14 protein-coding genes are annotated in these 17463 nt (G+C 72.1%); 7 read left to right on the top strand and 7 right to left on the bottom strand.

The window, feature by feature from the left end; translation table 11 throughout:
* The first annotated feature begins 32 nt into the window (after nucleotides 1-32).
* The 3 genes from rfbA to AB0G74_RS02410 all read left to right on the top strand — a co-directional run bounded on the left by rfbA (nucleotide 33) and on the right by AB0G74_RS02410 (nucleotide 3154).
* Nucleotides 33-896 (top strand): glucose-1-phosphate thymidylyltransferase RfbA, encoded by an 864-nt coding sequence (rfbA, locus tag AB0G74_RS02420; protein WP_361139965.1) that lies wholly within the window; start codon nucleotides 33-35, stop codon nucleotides 894-896.
* A 207-nt stretch (nucleotides 897-1103) separates the two neighbouring features.
* On the top strand, nucleotides 1104-1718 hold the full coding sequence (locus tag AB0G74_RS02415) for a pyridoxamine 5'-phosphate oxidase family protein (protein WP_361139571.1): 615 nt from the start codon (nucleotides 1104-1106) through the stop codon (nucleotides 1716-1718).
* An 11-nt stretch (nucleotides 1719-1729) separates the two neighbouring features.
* On the top strand, nucleotides 1730-3154 hold the full coding sequence (locus tag AB0G74_RS02410) for an NDP-hexose 2,3-dehydratase family protein (protein WP_361139569.1): 1425 nt from the start codon (nucleotides 1730-1732) through the stop codon (nucleotides 3152-3154).
* A gap of 102 nt (nucleotides 3155-3256) precedes the next feature.
* On the opposite strand, the gene AB0G74_RS02405 is transcribed toward AB0G74_RS02410, so the two are convergent.
* The 6 genes from AB0G74_RS02405 to AB0G74_RS02380 all read right to left on the bottom strand — a co-directional run bounded on the left by AB0G74_RS02405 (nucleotide 3257) and on the right by AB0G74_RS02380 (nucleotide 9183).
* The gene (locus AB0G74_RS02405) at nucleotides 3257-4366 is read right to left on the bottom strand and encodes a DegT/DnrJ/EryC1/StrS family aminotransferase (protein ID WP_361139566.1); all 1110 of its coding nucleotides are present in this window, start codon (nucleotides 4364-4366) and stop codon (nucleotides 3257-3259) included.
* A complete protein-coding gene (rfbB, locus tag AB0G74_RS02400) occupies nucleotides 4363-5352 on the bottom strand; it encodes a dTDP-glucose 4,6-dehydratase (protein ID WP_361139563.1) in 990 nt (329 codons plus the stop codon). Before rfbB ends, AB0G74_RS02405 begins: the two co-directional genes overlap by 4 nt.
* A gap of 57 nt (nucleotides 5353-5409) precedes the next feature.
* Entirely contained in the window at nucleotides 5410-6528 is a 1119-nt protein-coding gene (locus tag AB0G74_RS02395) for an NAD-dependent epimerase/dehydratase (RefSeq protein ID WP_361139561.1), read from the bottom strand.
* Entirely contained in the window at nucleotides 6525-7127 is a 603-nt protein-coding gene (gene rfbC, locus AB0G74_RS02390; protein ID WP_361139962.1) for a dTDP-4-dehydrorhamnose 3,5-epimerase, read from the bottom strand. The genes AB0G74_RS02395 and rfbC overlap by 4 nt, the downstream gene beginning before the upstream one ends.
* A gap of 302 nt (nucleotides 7128-7429) precedes the next feature.
* Nucleotides 7430-8188: an ABC transporter permease gene (locus AB0G74_RS02385; RefSeq protein WP_361139558.1), complete on the bottom strand. Its 759-nt coding sequence runs from the start codon at nucleotides 8186-8188 to the stop codon at nucleotides 7430-7432.
* Between the two features lie 23 nt (nucleotides 8189-8211).
* Nucleotides 8212-9183 carry an ATP-binding cassette domain-containing protein gene (locus AB0G74_RS02380; protein ID WP_361139555.1) on the bottom strand — a complete coding sequence of 324 codons (972 nt, stop codon included), beginning with the start codon at nucleotides 9181-9183 and terminating at the stop codon, nucleotides 8212-8214.
* A gap of 86 nt (nucleotides 9184-9269) precedes the next feature.
* On the opposite strand from AB0G74_RS02380, the gene AB0G74_RS02375 reads away from it, so the two are divergent.
* Nucleotides 9270-10061, top strand: a complete 792-nt coding sequence (locus tag AB0G74_RS02375) for a TetR/AcrR family transcriptional regulator (RefSeq protein ID WP_361139552.1) — start codon at nucleotides 9270-9272, stop codon at nucleotides 10059-10061.
* 206 nt (nucleotides 10062-10267) lie between these two features.
* Here the strand turns inward: AB0G74_RS02375 and AB0G74_RS02370 are convergent, their stop codons facing one another.
* Entirely contained in the window at nucleotides 10268-12169 is a 1902-nt protein-coding gene (locus tag AB0G74_RS02370; protein WP_361139549.1) for an AfsR/SARP family transcriptional regulator, read from the bottom strand.
* Between the two features lie 498 nt (nucleotides 12170-12667).
* Here AB0G74_RS02370 and AB0G74_RS02365 point away from each other — a divergent pair, with 498 nt between their 5' ends.
* The 3 genes from AB0G74_RS02365 to AB0G74_RS02355 all read left to right on the top strand — a co-directional run bounded on the left by AB0G74_RS02365 (nucleotide 12668) and on the right by AB0G74_RS02355 (nucleotide 17284).
* Nucleotides 12668-15055: a penicillin acylase family protein gene (locus AB0G74_RS02365; RefSeq protein WP_361139546.1), complete on the top strand. Its 2388-nt coding sequence runs from the start codon at nucleotides 12668-12670 to the stop codon at nucleotides 15053-15055.
* Nucleotides 15056-15257: 202 nt separating this feature from the next.
* Nucleotides 15258-16766, top strand: a complete 1509-nt coding sequence (locus AB0G74_RS02360; protein WP_361139543.1) for an MFS transporter — start codon at nucleotides 15258-15260, stop codon at nucleotides 16764-16766.
* A gap of 155 nt (nucleotides 16767-16921) precedes the next feature.
* Nucleotides 16922-17284, top strand: a complete 363-nt coding sequence (locus AB0G74_RS02355; RefSeq protein ID WP_361139540.1) for a hypothetical protein — start codon at nucleotides 16922-16924, stop codon at nucleotides 17282-17284.
* Nucleotides 17285-17463: the final 179 nt, after the last annotated feature.

Raw genomic sequence — 17463 nt, 5'->3', positions numbered from 1 at the left:
CCGCTGAGGAGTCCGTACCCATGTCCGTACCCATGAAGGGGATCATCCTGGCCGGTGGCACCGGCAGCCGGCTCTATCCCGCCACCGTCGCCGTCTCCAAGCAGCTGCTGCCCGTCGGCAACAAGCCGATGATCTACTACCCGCTCTCCGTGCTGATGCTCGCCGGGATCCGCGAGACGCTGATCATCGGGCGGCCCGCCGATCTGCCGCGCTTCCAGGCGCTGCTGGGCGACGGGTCGCAGCTCGGGCTCGCGATCTCCTACGCACCGCAGGAGGAGTCCCGGGGCATCGCCGAGGCCCTGCTGATCGGGGCCGGTCACATCGACGACGACCCGGTCGCGCTCATCCTCGGCGACAACATCTTCCACGGCCACCACTTCTCCCGGACCCTCCAGACCGAGGCCCAAGAGGTCGACGGCTGTGTGCTCTTCGGCTATCCGGTCCCGGACCCGGAGCGCTACGGCGTGGCCGAGGTCGACGCCGGGGGCCGGGTGACGGCCCTGGAGGAGAAGCCGGTGGCGCCGCGCTCCAACCGGGCGGTCACCGGGCTCTATCTCTATGAGTCCGGGGTCGTGGACGTCGCCAAGAACGTCCGGCCCTCGGCCCGGGACGAACTGGAGATCACCGATGTCAACCGGTACTACGCGGAGCGGGGCCGGGCCCGGCTGATCGATCTGGGCCGGGGCTTCGCCTGGATGGACACCGGGACCCCGCAGAGCCTCGCCCAGGCGGCCCAGTACGTGGACGCGCTGGAGGAGCGGCAGGGCGTACGGATCGCCTGTGTCGAGGAGGTGGCGCTGCGGATGGGCTATATCGACATCGAGCAGTGCCATCGGCTCGGGCGGGCGCACAGCCAGTCGGCGTACGGGCGTTATGTGCTGGGCCTGGCCCCCTGACGCGGCCGTACCCCCGCCTTTTCCGCTGTGCCGGGCCCGTTTCACGTGAAACAACGCCGCCCTCCCCCTGCCCCGTGGGCCGACGTTTCACGTGAAACAGCGTCTCGTCGCCTGCCGGGACCTGTTTCACGTGAAACCACGCCCCACCGTCTGCCGGGACCTTCATATCCACCCCAGACCTTCAGAACCCCGAAGGGAAGAGTCACCATGTCCGCCCATCCCGCCGCGACCGGCCCGGTTGATCCGACCGGTCCGGCCGATCTGCCGGGGCGCACCCGCCGTCTGCTGGACGTCGCGGAGTACGTCACCCTGGCCACCGTCTCCGCCACCGGTGAGCCCTGGGCCTCGACCCTGCACTATGTCTGGGCCGGGGACCCGCTCCGGCTGTTCTTCGTCTCCACCCGCGACACCACGCACGGTCGCAATATCGCCGCCCGGCCGAGAGTGTCGGGCTCGGTCTTCGCCACCGGGGTCCCCGGTGAGCTGGAACTCGCCCCGGTGGAGGGCGCTCAGTTCGAGGGCGTCTGTACGGAGCTTTCGGCCGGTGAACTGGCCTCCTGGCAGCCGTACTTCTTCACGGTCCTCTTCCCCGATCCGGCGGTACGGGAGAAGTGGGCCCTGCCCCCGGAGGCGTTCGGGCCCGGCCGGGCGCACGGGTTCTACGCGATCACCGTCGAGCGATGGTGGCTGATCGATCTGCGGACCTGGGCCGACGACCGGATCGACCGCCGGGTGGAGCTGCCGCCTGAGCGACTGCGTACCGTCATCCCTTCCGTCACCGCATCCGCCGCCCCGCCCGTTTCCCCGCCCGCCGACCGCTGAGGAGTGTCCACGTGCCGACCACCATCACACCGGACGCCTGGGCGGCGGCCACGGCGGCGACCGAATCCGCCGTCAGCCCGGCGGGTACCTTCCACCCCTGGCTCGCCGAGCAGGCCCGCCGCAGTCCCATGGACGTCCAACGGCGTCCCCTGGACGCGCTGGAGGGCTGGAGCACCGATCCGCGCACCGGCGACATCCGCCACCACAGCGGTGGTTTCTTCCGGGTCGGCGGGCTCTCGGTCCGGCACGACGGCGCCGCCGTGCCCCGCTGGGACCAGCCGATCATCCACCAGCCGGAGGTCGGGGTGCTCGGGCTACTGGTGAAGGAGTTCGACGGCGTACCGCACGCCCTCGTCCAGGCCAAGGTGGAGCCCGGCAACCACAACCACCACCAGCTCTCCCCGACCGTGCAGGCCACCCGGAGCAACTACACCCGGCTCCACGGCGGCCGGGCCGTGCCCTATCTGGAGTACTTCCGCGAGCGGGGGCGCGGCCGGATCGTCGCCGATGTCCGCCAGTCCGAGCAGGGCGCCTGGTTCTACCGGAAGCGGAACCGGAACGTGGTCGTGGCGGTCACCGAGGACGTGGAGCTGCTGGAGGGCTTCCGCTGGCTCCCCATCGGCCGGCTCCATCAGCTGCTCCGGGAGGGCGACTTCGTCAATATGGACACCCGGACCGTGCTCTCCTGTCTGCCGCTGACCTCGCCGTCGGACCCGCCCGCGCGCCCCGCCGGACCGGACACCGGGTTCCTGGCCGCCCTGGCCCGCTCCGACTCCGCCGGGGCCGAACCCCTCCACCGGGACGAGGACGTACTGAGCTGGATCACCGACCGGCGGGCCGCCGAACCGCTGCTGACCCGTACGGTCCCGCTGAACTCCCTGGCCTCCTGGCACCGCACCCCTGACCGGCTGCACCATGAACGCGGCCACTTCTTCGACGTCATCGGCGTCCGGGTGTCCGCCGACCGCGAGGTGGCCTCCTGGGACCAGCCGATGCTGGCCCCGAGGGAGACGGGGGTCGCCGCCTTCGTCGTCCGGCGGTTCGAGGGCACCCTGCACGTCCTCGGCAAGCTGCGGTTCGAGCCGGGGTACGCGGATGTCGCCGAGATCGGGCCCACGGTGCAGTGCGCACCGGGCAACCACAGCCATCTGCCCGCCCGGGACCGGCCGTCCTTCCTGGAGACCGTGCTGGCCGCCGATCCGTCGGCGATCCGCTACGACGGCACCCTCTCCGAGGAGGGCGGCCGGTTCCACCACGCGCGCAACCGCTATCTGGTGATCGAGGCCGACGTCTCGCCGGGGGACGTGCCGGACGGCGAGAGCTACCGCTGGCTGACCCTGGCCCAGCTGCGCGGGCTGCTGCGGCACAGCCACTATCTGAACATCCAGGCCAGGACCCTCGTCGCCTGTCTCGGCGGTCTGCTCACACCCGGCTGACGGCGGTACGCGCCCCGGGCCGGCCGGTCCGGGCGGGCGAAAGGGGGCGGGTACGGAACTCCACGGTTCCGTACCCGCCCCCTTTCGCCGTGGGCCCACGGGTCACAACTGGTCCAGCACCTCGCGGACCGCCTCGATCACCCGGTCCTGGGTGTCGGTGCCGAGCGACGGATACATCGGCAGCGAGAAGATCTGCCGGGCCAGGTCCTCGGTGACCGGGAAGGCGCCCTTCTCGTAGCCGAGGTGGGCGAAGCCGCTCATGGTGTGCACCGGCCAGGGGTAGCTGATGTTCAGCCGGATGTCGTACTCCAGCAGCCGCTTCATGATCTCGTCCCGGGCCGGGTGCCGGACGACGTAGACGTAGTAGACGTGGTTGTTGCCCGGGTTGGGCCCCGGCAGCGTCAGTCCGGTGTCGCCCAGGCCCTGCGCGTACCGCCGGGCGACCTCCTGGCGGTCCCGGACGTACGCGTCCAGCCTGCCCAGCTTCCGCCGGAGGATCTCCGCCTGCATCTCGTCCAGCCGGGAGTTGTGGCCCGGGGTCTGGACCACGTAGTAGACGTCCTCCATGCCGTAGTAGCGCAGCCTGCGCAGCGCCTGGTCGACCTCGGGGTCGGCGGTGACGACGGCCCCGGCGTCGCCGTACGCCCCCAGGACCTTGGTCGGGTAGAAGGAGAACGCCCCGGCCCGGCCCATCGTCCCGGCCCGGCGGCCGTGGTGCGTCGCGCCGTGCGCCTGGGCGCAGTCCTCCAGGATCGTCAGCCCGTGGCGTTCGGCGAGCGCCTCCAGCGGGGCCATCTCCACGCACTGTCCGTAGAGATGGACCGGCAGCAGACAGCGGGTGCGTTCGGTGATCGCCGCCTCGACCTGCCGGACGTCCATGAGGTAGTCATCGGCGCGGACGTCGACGAAGACCGGCCGGGCGCCGACCGAGTCGATCGCCACCACCGTGGGCGCCGCGGTGTTGGAGACGGTGATCACCTCGTCGCCCGGTCCGACGCCCAGTGCCTGGAGGCCGAGCTTGACGGCGTTGGTGCCGTTGTCGACGCCGACGCAGTGCGGCAGTCCGTGGTAGCCCGCGAAGTCCCGCTCGAAGCCGAGGACGCTCTCGCCCAGCACGAGCCGCCCGGACCGGAACACGGTCTCCACCGCGTCCAGCAGGTCCTCGCGCTCCTTCTCGTACTCGGGCAGGTAGTCCCATACGTAGGTGCTCAACCGCTCGGTCCTTCCCATCGGTGGGGGTGGGCGCGGTACCACTCCACGACCTCGGCGAGACCGTCGGAGAAGTCCACCCGCGGCCGGTAGCCCAGCTGTTCGGTGATCTTCGAGTCGTCCACGGCGTACCGGAGGTCGTGGGCCGCGCGGTCGGCGACGTACCGCACCCGGCCGCCGTCCGCTCCGCACAGCTCCAGCAGCCGGTCCGTCAGCTCGCGGTTGGTGAGTCCGGTCCCGCCGCCCACGTTGTAGATCTCGCCCGGTACGCCCCGCTCCAGGACCAGCCGGACGGCCCGGCAGTGGTCGTCGACGTGCACCCACTGGCGGATGTTGCGGCCGTCCCCGTAGAGGGGGACGTCGCGGCCGGAGAGCAGCCGGGTGACGAACAGCGGGACGAGCTTCTCCGGGTACTGGCGGGGTCCGTAGTTGTTGGTGCACCGCGTGACCAGGACCGGCAGTCCGTACGAGCGGTGATAGGCCCGGGCCAGCAGATCGGCCGCCGCCTTCGACGCGGCGTACGGCGAGTTCGGCAGCAGGGGATCGCTCTCGGTGGAGGCGCCCTCGGGCACGGAGCCGTACACCTCGTCCGTGGAGATATGGACGACGCGTTCCGTACCGGCCTCCAGACAGGCGTCGAACAGGGCCGCGGTCCCGGCCACATTGGTCGCCACGAAGGCTTCCGGGCCGCCCAGTGAGCGGTCCACATGCGACTCGGCGGCGAAGTGGACCACGGCCCCGCACCCCGGCAGCAGCTTCCGCAGCAGCGGACGGTCCGCGATATCGCCGTGGACGAAGGTCAGCCGGGGGTCCCCGGCGGGCAGGTTCGCCCGGTCGCCCGCATAGGTCAGCTTGTCCAGGACGACGACCTCGGTCACGGCACCGGTGCCTGTACCGGCGCCTGTGCCGGTGTCTTCGGTGTCCGCCAGCAGCATCCGGACGAAGTTCGAGCCGATGAAGCCCGCGCCGCCGGTGACCAGGATCCTCATGGCGCCCCCCGGGGAGGCGGTGGTGCGATACGCATGGCCTGCTCCTTCCGTTTCGGTTCAGGCCCGGCCGGGGCCGGGCACCGTGCGTGGACCGGACCCGTCCGCCCCGGCCGGAAACTCCGCGGCCAGCCGTGCGACGGTCTCCCGGACGCCCGCCCGGAGATCGGTGACCGGTGTCCAGCCGGTACGGGACCGGAAGGCACCGGCGTCGACCCGGACGCTCTCGGTGTCGGCGGCCACCGCCCCGGCGGGCGGATCGACCCGCACGACAGGGACCGGTGGACGCCCCGTGTGCTCGGCGACGACCTCGGCGATCAGGGAGAACAGGGCGCGCAGCGACATCCCGTGCCCGGTGCCGACCGGCCAGTGCCGTCCGGCCAACTCCCCGGCGTGGTCGGCGGCGAGCAGGAACGCGGAGACGACGTCGTCGGCATGGAGCAGATCCCGCAGTACGGAACCGTCGCCCCAGATCGTCAGCGGCCGTCCGGCCAGCGCGCTCGCCGCCATGGCCGCCACGACCCCGCGCGGCACGCCGGACCCGGCGGGCCCGGGGCCGTAGACGGTCGGCAGCCGCAGGGAGACGGCCCGCAGTACGCCTTCGGCCGTGGCGTCCTTCAGCAGCCGTTCGGCGGCGAGTTTCTGCCGGCAGTACGCGGTCACCGGCCGGTCGGGCTCGGCACCGGTCAGTGGGCGTCCGCCGGTGGGGCCGCTCTGGCTGGTGGTGCCCGCGAAGACCACCACCGGCGGCGGCCGCCCGGCGGGCCGCTCCCGGAGCGCCGCCACGAGACGGCGGGTCGTACCGACATTGACCGCCTCGGCCACCGGGTCGCCGTCCGCGACCCGCCAGCCGTTGTCGGTATGGGCCACCAGCTGGAACACCACATCGGCATCGGCCACCAGCGGCCCGAGCGGGTCCGGTTCCGTCAGATCCGCGCGGTACGCCCGGACCTCGGCGACCGACCCGGCCGGTACGGGGGTCGGCCGCCGGGCGACCAGCCGCAGCTCGCCGGGGCGGCGGGCGAGCGCACCGGTCAGCGCGCCGCCGAGAAAGCCGGAGGCCCCGAGGACGACGACGGTCCGGCCCGGCCGTTCGGTGTCCGCCGCCCGTTCGGTGCCCGTGGCCCGGGGCGCGCTCGCGGTCCGGGAGGTGTTCGCGGTCCGGTTCGCGGGCGTCATCCGGCCTGCGCCCGCTCGCGCCGGATCGCCTCTTCGTACGTCGGCAGCAGTCCGGCCGCCCTGGCCTCGGCGAGGGTGGGGGCGACCGTGTCCCGTTCGGAGAGCCGGTCTTCGGCGCCCGGCGGCAGCGGCAGCCCCAGAACGGGGTCCCGGACGTCCACCGCGAGTTCGTTCTCGGGCACATAGGCGCTGCTGACCAGGTACGACATCACCGTGTCGGGTTCCTCGGCGGCGAAGGCGTGGCCGACGCCGACCGGGAGATAGACCGCCCGGCAGTCCTCCTGGTCGAGGATCACCGTGTCCCACTGCCCGAAGGTGGGGGAGCCGATCCGCAGATCCACCACGAAGTCCCGGGACCGGCCGCCGATGCAGGACACGTACTTCGCCTGGCCCGGCGGGGTCGCGGTGAAGTGGATCCCGCGCACCACCCCGAGGTCGGAGCGGCTGATGTTGGTCTGGGCGACCGGCAGCGTCCGCCGTCCCACGGCCAGGTGGAAGGCGTCCTCCTGGAACGGGGAGACGAAGTAGCCTCGCCGGTCGGCGAAGCGGCGCGGGGTGAAGGCGTACGCCCCCGCCACCGCGAGCGGCCGTACGCGCATCGTCGGGGTCTCGATCACCGGCGCCCCGGTGGCCGCCGTCCCGTGCTGGACCGGCATACGGTCCTTCCTTCCCCTGGTCGCACCCCCTCTGGCCGTCCCCGGGCGGGACGGTGACCAGGGACGTCGGGTGGACTCACCCGACGCCCCGGGCCGGGAAGTCGAGCGTCCGGGACATGGTTCGAGCCCCCTCTGAGAGTTCCTTGAGACCGGGACGCAAGGGGATGACCGGCACGGACGGCGAGGCGCTTCCGGGCGCCGCCCGACGCTTCGCCCGGCGCCGGGCCGCCCGCGCCCGCGCGTCGTCAGATCTTGGCGCGCTGCATGGCCCGGACGCCCAGGACCAGCCCGGCGACGGTGATCCCGGTCGCCGACAGCAGCCCCCACAGCACCGCGATATCGGAGAACTCACCCATGAACAGCGCCCGTTCCGCGTCCACGATGTAGGTGACGGGGTTGAACCGGGACAGCACCTCCAGCCAGCGCGGCCCCAGCTCCATCGGCAGCAGCATCCCGGAGAGCAGCAGCAGCGGGAAGAGCAGGGTCTGCTGGACCACGATGAAGACGAAGTCCCGGCCCTTGACGGCGAGCGCCAGCAGGTTGGAGAGCGCGCCCAGGCCCAGACCGAAGAAGATCAGCAGCAGCAGTCCGGCGACGACGCCCAGCGGGTGGAAGTCGACATCGACGAAGAGCAGCGCGCCCACGAGCACCACCAGTGCCTGGGTGGCCAGGATCGCGCCCTCCTTGGCGGTCCGGCCGAGTAGCAGCGCCCCCCGGTGGGCCGGGCTGACCAGGGTGCGTTCGTACGAGCCGGTGTGGATCTCGCTCAGCAGATTGGCGCCGGAGGGCGAGGTGCCGAAGAGCGCGAGCATCACGACGACGCCGGGGACGAACCACTCCCAGGGCGAGTTGCCGGGGACCCCGGGCATGGTGTCGAGGAGCGGTCCGAAGAGGACCAGGAAGAGGATCGGCTGGAGCATCGCGAAGGTGAGGGCCACCGGTTCGCGCAGGACCGGGCGGATCTCGCGTTCGAAGGTGGCGGCGGTGTCGTTGAGGACTTTCATCGGTCGCTCCTGGTGAAGGTCGGTCAGGCGGCCGGGGCGGCGGGCTCGTCGGCCTCTTCGAGGCTGCGGCCGGTCAGGGCGAGGAAGACGTCGTCGAGCGTGGGCCGGGTGAGGGTGGCGCTGGTGACCTTGGCGCCCGCCGCGTCCAGCGCGAGCAGGAAGCCGGGCAGCAGTTCGTCGCCGTGGGCGACCCGGATCTCGACCCGCTTGCCGTCGACCGTGATTCGGTCGGACGCGGTCATCCGCTCGGCGTGGACGGCGGTCAGGGCGGCCTCGTCCTCCTCGGCCAGGACCAGCGTCATCAGATCGCCCGCCTGGTCGGCCTTGAGCCGGTCGGGGCTGCCGTCCGCGACGACCCGGCCCTTGTCCACGATGATCACGCGATTGGCGAGCTGGTCCGCCTCGTCCAGATAGTGCGTGGTCAGAAACATCGTCATGCCCTGCTGATGGAGGCCGCGGACGTACTCCCAGACCCGGGCCCGGTTGTGCGGGTCGAGTCCGGACGACGGCTCGTCGAGGAAGAGCAGCCGGGGGGAGTGCATCAGTCCGAGGGCGATGTCGACCCGGCGGCGCTGACCTCCGGAGAGCCGCTCGGCCACCCGGTTCTCCAGCCCCTCCAGGCCCATCGCGGAGATCAGTTCGGCGGCCCGCTGCCGGGCCTGGCGGCGGCTGAGCCCGTAGTAGCGGGCGTGCGAGACCAGTTCGTCCCCGATCCGGATCTCATTGCCCGAGCCGTTGCCCTGGCCGATGTATCCGATCTTGCGGCGGACCTGTACGGGCTCCTCGGCTATGTCGTGGCCGACCACCCGGGCGGTGCCGGAGGTGGGGGTGAGCAGGGTCGTCAGCATCCGCAGCGACGTGCTCTTGCCCGCTCCGTTGGGGCCGAGGAAGGCGATGAACTCCCCTTCGTCCACATCGAGGTCGATACCGCGGACGGCATGGACGACCTCCTGTTTCACGGTGAAGGTGCGGCTGAGGCCGCGGGCCCTGATCATCACGCCTCCAAAAGTCTTTACACTGTATCGAGTAAAGACACCTTAGCATGTATAGTGTTTTCAGGGCCCGGAGAAGGAGTGCGCGGATGGCGGAGGAGTCGAGCGGCGGCGGAGACGCCCGGCGCAGTCTCGAACTGCTCTGGGGCGCCGAACCGCAGCCCAAGCGCGGCCCCAAGCGGGGGCTGAGCGTCGAGCGGATCGTGGCCGCCGCGATCGAGCTGGCCGACCGCCAGGGCCTGGAGGCGGTCACCATGCGCCGGGTGGCCGAGGGCTTCGGCGTCACCGCGATGTCGCTGTACTCGTATGTGCCGAGCAAACGCGAGCTGGTCGATGTGATGCTCGACCGGGTCCACGCGCCGTCCGCCGCGCCCGCCCCCGACGGCGAGGGGTGGCGGGCCGGCCTGGAGCGGCACGCCCGGGCGAGCTGGCAGATCTACCAGCGCCATCCCTGGGTGCTCCAGGTGACGATGGGCCGCCCCCCGCTGGGGCCCAATGTGCTCGCCGGACTGGAGTCGATCATGGAGACGATCTCCGGTCTCGGCCTCTCCGCCGAGGAGCGGCTGGCCCTGATCAACCTGGTCGACGACTACGTCCAGGGCGCCGCGACCTCGCATATCCGGGTCGCCGAACTGGAGCGCAGGACCGGCCTCACCGGCGAGCAGTGGTGGGAGCGGTACGACGCGCTGCTGGAGGAGTTCGTGGACTTCTCCCGTTACCCCCGGCTGACCGCCCTCTGGGACGAGGTGGGCCCGACCGAGCAGCGGACGGATTTCGAGTTCGGCCTCCAGCGGCTGCTGGACGGTGTCGAGCGGCTGATAACGGACCGCGACGGCGCCGAGAACCGCGATGTCCGCGATGTCCGCGAGGGCGAAGCATGACCGGCCGTACGCCCCGGGACCGGCGCGCGATGTCCCGTACGCCCCGGGAGCGGCAGCCGGAAACCCGGCCCGCCGAAGCCCGGCGGCCGGAAACCTGTGTCGCGGAAGCCCTGTTCACCGGATTCCGGTTCGCGGAAGCCCGCGTGCCGGGAGCCCGGTCCGCCGTCGGGCGGGCCGGGTCTCCCGGGTACGCGGGCTCCCGCGCGTTATCGCTGTTCGCAGTAGGGGGACGGTTCCGCGTCGACCCGGTCGCGCAGCCCGCTCACCGCGAACCGGATCGACGGCGGCAGCCGGTAGCGGAAGAACCACGAGCTGATGTCCCGGGTCGTCATCTCCGCGTCCAGCAGGAAGTGTTCGACCAGCTCCTCCAGCAGCTCCACCGTCTGGTCGAAGCCGTGCCGCAGCGCGGCGGCCGCGTCTTCGGCGGTGATGTGCTCCCCGGGCAGCTCCGCCAGCCGGATCAGCGGATTCCGCAGCCGGTCCTCGACACCGCCCACCCAGCGCGCCGCCGAGCCGAACGCGCCGCGCTCGCCGCCGTACGCCCCCCGGGGATGCTGCCGGAGCCAGCCGGTGAGCTGCCGGACCGACCAATGGGGCCGCAGTGTCAGCAGATTGACGGCCTCCACCAGCGGACCGGGTACGCCCCCGGTGAGATCGGTCAGCTCCAGCAGTCCGGTCCGGTCCTCGGTGGTCCCGGCCCGGCCCAGGGCGTGCCGGAGCAGGGTCTCCGCGTCCCCCGGGTCCAGCGGTCCGAGGTCGATGGTGTGCTGGCCCTTCATGCCGTGCAGCCGCCGGTGCCCGGTGATCATCGCCGCGGAGCCGCTGTCGGCCGGCAGCAGATCGGTGATCTGGGCCGCCGACCCGACGTCGTCGAGGACGAGGAGCACCTTGCGCCCGGCCGTCCAGGAGCGGAAGAGCCCCGGCAGCCCTCCGGCCCGGCCGCGTGGCGCGGCCGGTGCCAGGCCCGCCGCCGCCAGCAGCTCGCCGACCACCTCCTCCTGCGAGCGTGGCTTGCGGGGGTCGCGGCCGAAGGAGACGTAGAAACAGCCGTCCGGGTAGGACGCCTTGACCCGGTGCGCCACGGACGCGCCGAAGGAGGTCACCCCGACACCCGGTGGCCCGGCGACGGTGATCAGCCGCGGCCGGTCGTACGGATGGCCCTTCTCCGGCGGGGTGGTGAGGGTCCGGACCGCGGAGGTGTCCGCCGCCGCCCGGCCGAGCAGTGGTACGGCCGCGGGCAGCGTCAGGGGTACGGAGGCGGCGCCCCGCGGCACCGGGGTGCCCGGTCCCGGCTGCGGGCCGCGCACCGTCCCGGCCTCCTGATGCGGCAGGTCCAGCTCGGGCGCGCCCGCGAGAATCCGCTGGTGCAGCAGCTGGAGTTCGGAGCAGGGCTCCACCCCCAGGTCCCGGGCGAGTACGTGCCGGAGTCTGCGGAAGGTGTCCAGCGCCTCCGGGCGGCGGCCGGTCCGGTAGAGCGCCAGCATCAGCTTTCCGTGCAGGCTCTCCCGGGTCGGGTTGTCGGCGCCGAGCGCCGACAGCTCGCTGACCAGCCGGTGGTGACGGCCCAGCAGCAGATCGGCCGCGATCCGCTGTTCCAGGATCTCGTACCGGCGCTCTTCGAGATGGAGTACGTCGATGGTGACCACCGGGCCCCGGGTGACATCGCCCAGGACCGGGCCCCGGGAGAGTCCGAGCGCCCGGTGCAGGGCGTCGGCGGCTTGTTCGACCTCGCCGTCCTCCATCGCCCGCTGTCCGGCGTCGGCCAGTTCGTCGAACCGGCGGACGTCCACGGTCCCCGGCGGGACCCGCAGTTGATAGCCGCCCGGTGTGGTCCGCAGCTCCGGACCGTCCGCCGGGGCGGGCGCGCGGGAGGAGGGCGCCATTCCGGGAATCTTGCGTAGATGACAGATATAGGTCTGCAGCGTCGTGGTGGCGCTGGGCGGCGGGGAATCCCCCCAGAGTTCTTCGACGAATCGTCGATGTGGAATGGCCGTATTGCTTCTCAGTGCCAGCAGGGCGAGAACTTGACGGATCTTCGGCGCGGACGGAGTCACCGTCTCGCCGCCATATGTGGTTAACAGGTTTCCCAGCAGATCAATGCGCAGCACAGTTGCCCCCGTTGTTGCACCTGTTGTGCCTGAGACTTCACGGTAGGCACGTTTAAGCCACGGGTCAAGCGTGAGTCAAGAGCGCCCTAAGTGAGCTTTTCCCGAACGGCACCGCCGTGAACTGCGGTGATGGCTAACGGGTCATCGCGGTGCGGAGAGCCATTAGCCGATCCCATGGTGTGATGGCCGCAGCTCATTCCGGTGATCCCCGGCCCCGGCGGGGCCTGGAAGGCCCGCTTGCGGCCTTCCGGGGCCGCCACTACGGTGCCGGGCGGTGGTTCTCGGCCCGCCTTGAGAATCCCTTGAAAAAGCTTTGGGCCGCCGTCGAGAGCCGTCCCGCGGCTATTCGGCCGCCGTTACGCTGCGGTCTGCGGCGCACGGCGATCCCTGCCTGTTTCTGCCCATATTTCTTTCCGCATTGCCGGGCCGACGCCTGCCCGGGAGGAGTGGTGCACAGCGACCCGCTCCCGCGTTCCGCCGCAGATCTATCACCGCGAGATGGCTGGAGGCAGAATGCCGAGGCGTGCGTTGTGGAAACCGCTTGCCGCCGGAGTAGCGTCTTTTTCCCTGCTGCTCCCGGCGGTCGCGTCCGCCGGGGAGAAACCCCGGGGCTACGAACTGGCCGGACTGGACGCCCCGGTCCGGGTCACGGTCGACACCTGGGGCGTACCGCATATCACCGCCCGCTCCACCGGCGACCTCTTCCGGGCCCAGGGCTTCGTCGCCGCCCGCGACCGGCTCTTCCAGCTCGACACCTGGCGGCGGAAGGGGCTCGGCGAGCTGAGCGCCGTACTCGGACCGGAGTACCTCCGCCACGACCGGGCCGCCCGGCTCTTCCGCTACCGGGGCGACATGGCACGGGAGTGGGCGAGTTACGGCCCCGGCGCCAGGGAGGCCGCCACCGAGTTCGCCGCCGGGGTGAACGCCTATATCGACTGGCTGGCGGAGCATCCCGGCTCCCTGCCCGAGGAGTTCACCCGGCTCGGCTACGCCCCGGCCCGCTGGGCGCCCGAGGACGTCGTCCGGATCCGCACCCACGCCCTGGTGTCCAACCTCTCCACCGAACTGGCCCGCGCCCGGGCCGTCTGCGCGGGCGGCCCGGCGGCGGCGGCCGTGGTGGCGACCCTGGAGCCGCCCCGGGTCCCCCGTGTCCCGGCCGGGCTCGACCCCTGTGACATACCCGCCGATGTGTCCGAGGTGTACGACCTGGCCACCGGGGTCTTCCTGTTCCAGCCCGGGACACCGGGCGGGCCGCGGACCGTACCCGCGCCCCCGGCCCCCGGCGGCAGCAACGCCTGGGCTCTCTCCCCCGGCCGGACGGCCACCGGGCGTCCGATCCTGGCCAACGATCCGCACCGGCTGAACGCCCTGCTGCCGACCAGCCGTTATCTGGTCCATCTCACCGCGCCCGGGATCGACGTCATCGGCGCGGGGGAGCCCTGGGCCCCCGGGGTCAGCATGGGACACAACGGCGAGATCGCCTTCGGGCTCACCAATCTCCCGGCCGACCAGGCCGACCTCTATGTCTACGAGACCGACCCCGACGATCCCGGGCGCTACCGGTACGGCGACGGCTGGGAGAAGTTCCGCACGGTCACCGAGCGGGTCCCCGTCGCGGGCGGCCCGCCCGTCCCGGTCGAGCTGGCCTTTACCCGGCACGGCCCGGTGATCAGGACGGATCCGGCGAAGAACCGCGCCTACGCGGTCCGCACCGTATGGACCGAACCCGGCACCGCCCCCTATCTGGGCAGCTTGGCCTATCTGCGGGCCGGTGACTTCACCGAGTTCCGCCACGCCCTGCGGCGCTGGCGGACCCCGGGCTCCAATCTCGCCTACGCGGACACCGGCGGCCGGGTGGGACTCGTCGCCGCCGGTACCGTGCCCCGCCGGACCGGTGAGGGTTACGACGGACTGCTCCCGGTCCCCGGCGACGGCCGCTACGAGTGGGACGGCTTCCACGGCACCGAGGACCTGCCGTACCGGCTCGACCCCCCGGCCGGTTATGTCGCCACCGCCAACGAGTTCAACTTCCCGGCGGACCATCCCGTGATGCCCGGCTACGAGTGGGCGATGCCCTTCCGCAAGGACCGGATCGACGCGGTGCTCTCGGCCCGCCGCGACGGGACCGTACAGGACCAGGTGAACCTCCAGAACGACACAGTGTCGGCCTTCGCCACCGCCCTCGTCCCCCACCTGCGGGGTCTGACGTCCGACGACCCGCGGGTGACGAAGGCGCTGGAACTGCTGCGGGGGTACGACGGCGGCAGCGGCGCCGGCTCCGCCGTCACTCCGCTGTTCGAGACCTGGACCACCCGGTTCCTCCACCCCCGCTGGCTCGCCGAGGTCCATCCCCGGGGCGCCCGCGATCCGGCCTTCTTCACCGACCCCCAGTTCACCGTGGTGCTGGAGTCCTTCGCCGAGCCCGAGAAGTGGTTCGGCCCGGACGGTGCCGCGGTCCGGGACCGGCTGCTGCTGGCCACCCTCAAGGAGGCGTACGCCGCCGTCGCCGCCGAACTGGGACCGGATCCGGCCGCCTGGCGGTGGGGCGATCTGCATACCCACACCTTCTTCGACCCGGTGTTCGGCACCGCCCTGGGGCCGATACCGCGCGGCGGTACGCACCACACGCCGAAGATCTCCCTCTACTTCCCCGGCGGCTTCGCCGAGGCGGGCGGCGCGACCTTCAGCATGGTGCTCGACGTCGGCTCCTGGGACGCCTCCCGGGCCCTCAACGCCCCAGGTCAGTCGGGTGACCGCCGGAGCCCCCACCATGCCGATCTGCATCGGCGCTGGGCCGCCGGAGACCCCTTCCCGCTGCTCTACGGCCGGTCGGCGGTGGAGGCGGCCGCCGCCGACCGGTTTCTGCTGCGCCCGCGCCGGGGCTGACCCGATCCCTTTCTGACAGGCGGGTCCCCGACCCGGGCGGCCCGGTTCTCAGCCGGGCTTTTCGCGGCATTCCGCCGGAGATAAACACTGGCCTGATGACGCCGTCCGGCGCCGGGGACCGGTGCGCGGGAGGGAGTAGCGTCACCCGCTCCGGATCGATGTTCCAGTGCATCGATCAACGTTCTAGGCGGGGTGGCCGACGGTGCGGAAACAGATCGGGACGGGCGCGGGACCGGACGGGGCGCGTACCCGGTGGTGGGCCCTGGGGGTGGTGAGCCTGGCGCAGCTCATGGTCGTCCTCGATGTGACGATCGTGAATATCGCCCTGCCGTCCGCCCAGGCCGAACTGGGTATCGGTGACGCCGAACGGCACTGGGTGATCACCGCCTACGCCCTCGCCCTCGGCGGGCTGCTGCTGCTCGGCGGACGGATCGCCGGGGCGATCGGGCACCGCAGGGCCTTCGCGGTGGGGCTGGTGGGGTTCGCCGCGGCGTCGGTGGCGGGCGGGGCGGCCGGGAACGCGGCCGGCCTCTTCGCGGCCCGGGCCGGACAGGGCGTCTTCGCGGCGCTACTGGCCCCGGCGGCGCTGTCGCTGGTGATCCTCACCTTCCCGGACGGCCGCGAACGGGGCCGGGCCTTCGGGGTCTTCGCCGGGGTCGGCGCGGCCGGAGCGGCGCTCGGACTGGTCGCGGGCGGACTGCTCACCGAGTACGCGGACTGGCGCTGGTGCCTCTACATCAACATTCCGATGGCCCTGGTGACCCTCGCCGGGACGGTACTGATCCCCCGCGACCGGCCCGGGGGCGTACCGCACGGCCTCGATCTGCCCGGGGTGCTGCTGAGCACCGCCGGACTCGGCGTTCTGGTCCATGGCTTCACCGAGGCCGAACCGCGGGGCTGGAGCGATCCCGGTGTGCTCGGGCTGCTGCTGCTCGGCGCGCTGCTGCTGGGCCTCTTCGTCCTGGTGGAGGCCCGGTCGCGGAGTCCGCTGCTGCCGCTGCGGATCCTGGCCGACCGGGTCCGGGGCGGGGCGTTCGTCGCCGTACTGGCGATGTATATCGCGATGTTCGGGTTCTATCTCTTTCTGAGCTACTACACCCAGATGATCCTCGGCTACTCGCCGGTGGAGGCCGGGCTGACCCTGCTGATCAACGCCCTGGCCACCACGGTCGGCGCGATGGTGATCGCCCAGCGGGCCCGGGGCCGTACCGGACCGGACGTGCTGATCACGGGCAGTCTGCTCGCCGCGGCGGCCGGGATGCTCGTCCTCACCCGGGTCACCGCCGACAGCTCCCAGGTCCTGGTGGTCTTTCTCGCTCCCGCCATGGTGCTGACCGGGCTGGGGCTCGGCTGTCTGCTCGCGGTGGCCACCGAACGGGCGACCGCCGGGCTGGCTCCGGCCGAAGCCGGGGTGGCCTCGGCCGCGTACAACACGGTGCAGCAGATGGGGGCCGCGTTCGGGACGGCGCTGCTGAACTCCATCGCGGCCGGGGCCACCGCCTCCTATCTACGGGAGCACGGCCCCGGGGCGGTCCGGGCGGGGACGGTCCACGGCTATACGACGGCGCTGTGGGTGGCGGCCGGGATCCTGGTCGGCGGGGCGCTGTTGACCGTACTGATCGCCCGGGGCCGCCGGGCGGAGCCCCGGGCGGTCGGCGCGGTGGACGGCCGGCCGGGTGGAGCGGTCGACGGCGGGGCGCCGGGCGAGTAGCCCGTGCGGACGCACCCCGGATGCCGGAACGGGGGCGGGGCGGCAGGGTGGCGCATAAGTGGATCTCCCCCGCTTTCCGCCGTCCGTGCCGTGGCGGATCCGGTGCGGCGACCCGTAGGGACAAAGGCAGTCAGGGAGAGGGACGAGGACTGGTTATGGCTGTTGATCGCCGTCGGCCCCGGCCGGCGAACCGTGGTCGCCGGGGTGCCGTCGCCGTGGGGGCCGGGCTGCTGGCCCTGGTCCTCGGCGGCTGCTCGGGCCTCGGCCGGACCGCCGTCGGGCCCGTCTTCTACGACACCGAGAAGAAGGACCATGTCCAGGTGAACAGCCCGCCGGTGAAGGGCTGCCACCGGTTCGGTCCCCAGGGCGCGGTCGCCCTGACCAATGACACGCTGGTCGATCTGCTCGCCTACCCCACGGACGACTGCTCCGGCGGATCGATCTATGTCTCGACCATGACCTCGGATGTGGTCGCCCCCGGGGCGGGGCCCTGGCGGAGCTACAGCTTCATCCACTGAGGAGCCTCGTCCGCCGGGGACGCGCGGGGACACGCGGGGCCTCCGTGCGCACGGAACCTTCGTCCGGGCGGTGTTTCACGTGGAGCCGCCGCCAGGGCCGCCGACGCCGCCGCGGCCGCCGGGAACGCCCACGCCGCCGAATACCGGGCCGCCGCCGCCATCGCCGAGGACCCCCGGCT

Origin of the sequence: Streptomyces sp. NPDC020875 (assembly GCF_040641415.1) — a bacterium.
Classification (GTDB): Bacteria; Actinomycetota; Actinomycetes; order Streptomycetales; family Streptomycetaceae; genus Streptomyces.
Note: the sequence above shows the minus strand (reverse complement) of the source record. Positions and strands in the feature narration are given on the sequence as shown.

Excerpts from the sequence above, each read along its gene's own strand:
- AB0G74_RS02355 (WP_361139540.1), top strand. The coding sequence starts at position 16,922 with ATGGCTGTTGATCGCCGTCGGCCCCGGCCGGCGAACCGTGGTCGCCGG.
- AB0G74_RS02375 (WP_361139552.1), top strand. The coding sequence starts at position 9,270 with ATGGCGGAGGAGTCGAGCGGCGGCGGAGACGCCCGGCGCAGTCTCGAA.
- rfbC (WP_361139962.1), bottom strand. The coding sequence starts at position 7,127 with ATGCGCGTACGGCCGCTCGCGGTGGCGGGGGCGTACGCCTTCACCCCG.
- rfbB (WP_361139563.1), bottom strand. The coding sequence starts at position 5,352 with ATGAGGATCCTGGTCACCGGCGGCGCGGGCTTCATCGGCTCGAACTTC.
- AB0G74_RS02395 (WP_361139561.1), bottom strand. The coding sequence starts at position 6,528 with ATGACGCCCGCGAACCGGACCGCGAACACCTCCCGGACCGCGAGCGCG.
- AB0G74_RS02380 (WP_361139555.1), bottom strand. The coding sequence starts at position 9,183 with ATGATCAGGGCCCGCGGCCTCAGCCGCACCTTCACCGTGAAACAGGAG.
- AB0G74_RS02365 (WP_361139546.1), top strand. The coding sequence starts at position 12,668 with ATGGCTGGAGGCAGAATGCCGAGGCGTGCGTTGTGGAAACCGCTTGCC.
- rfbA (WP_361139965.1), top strand. The coding sequence starts at position 33 with ATGAAGGGGATCATCCTGGCCGGTGGCACCGGCAGCCGGCTCTATCCC.
- AB0G74_RS02415 (WP_361139571.1), top strand. The coding sequence starts at position 1,104 with ATGTCCGCCCATCCCGCCGCGACCGGCCCGGTTGATCCGACCGGTCCG.
- AB0G74_RS02385 (WP_361139558.1), bottom strand. The coding sequence starts at position 8,188 with ATGAAAGTCCTCAACGACACCGCCGCCACCTTCGAACGCGAGATCCGC.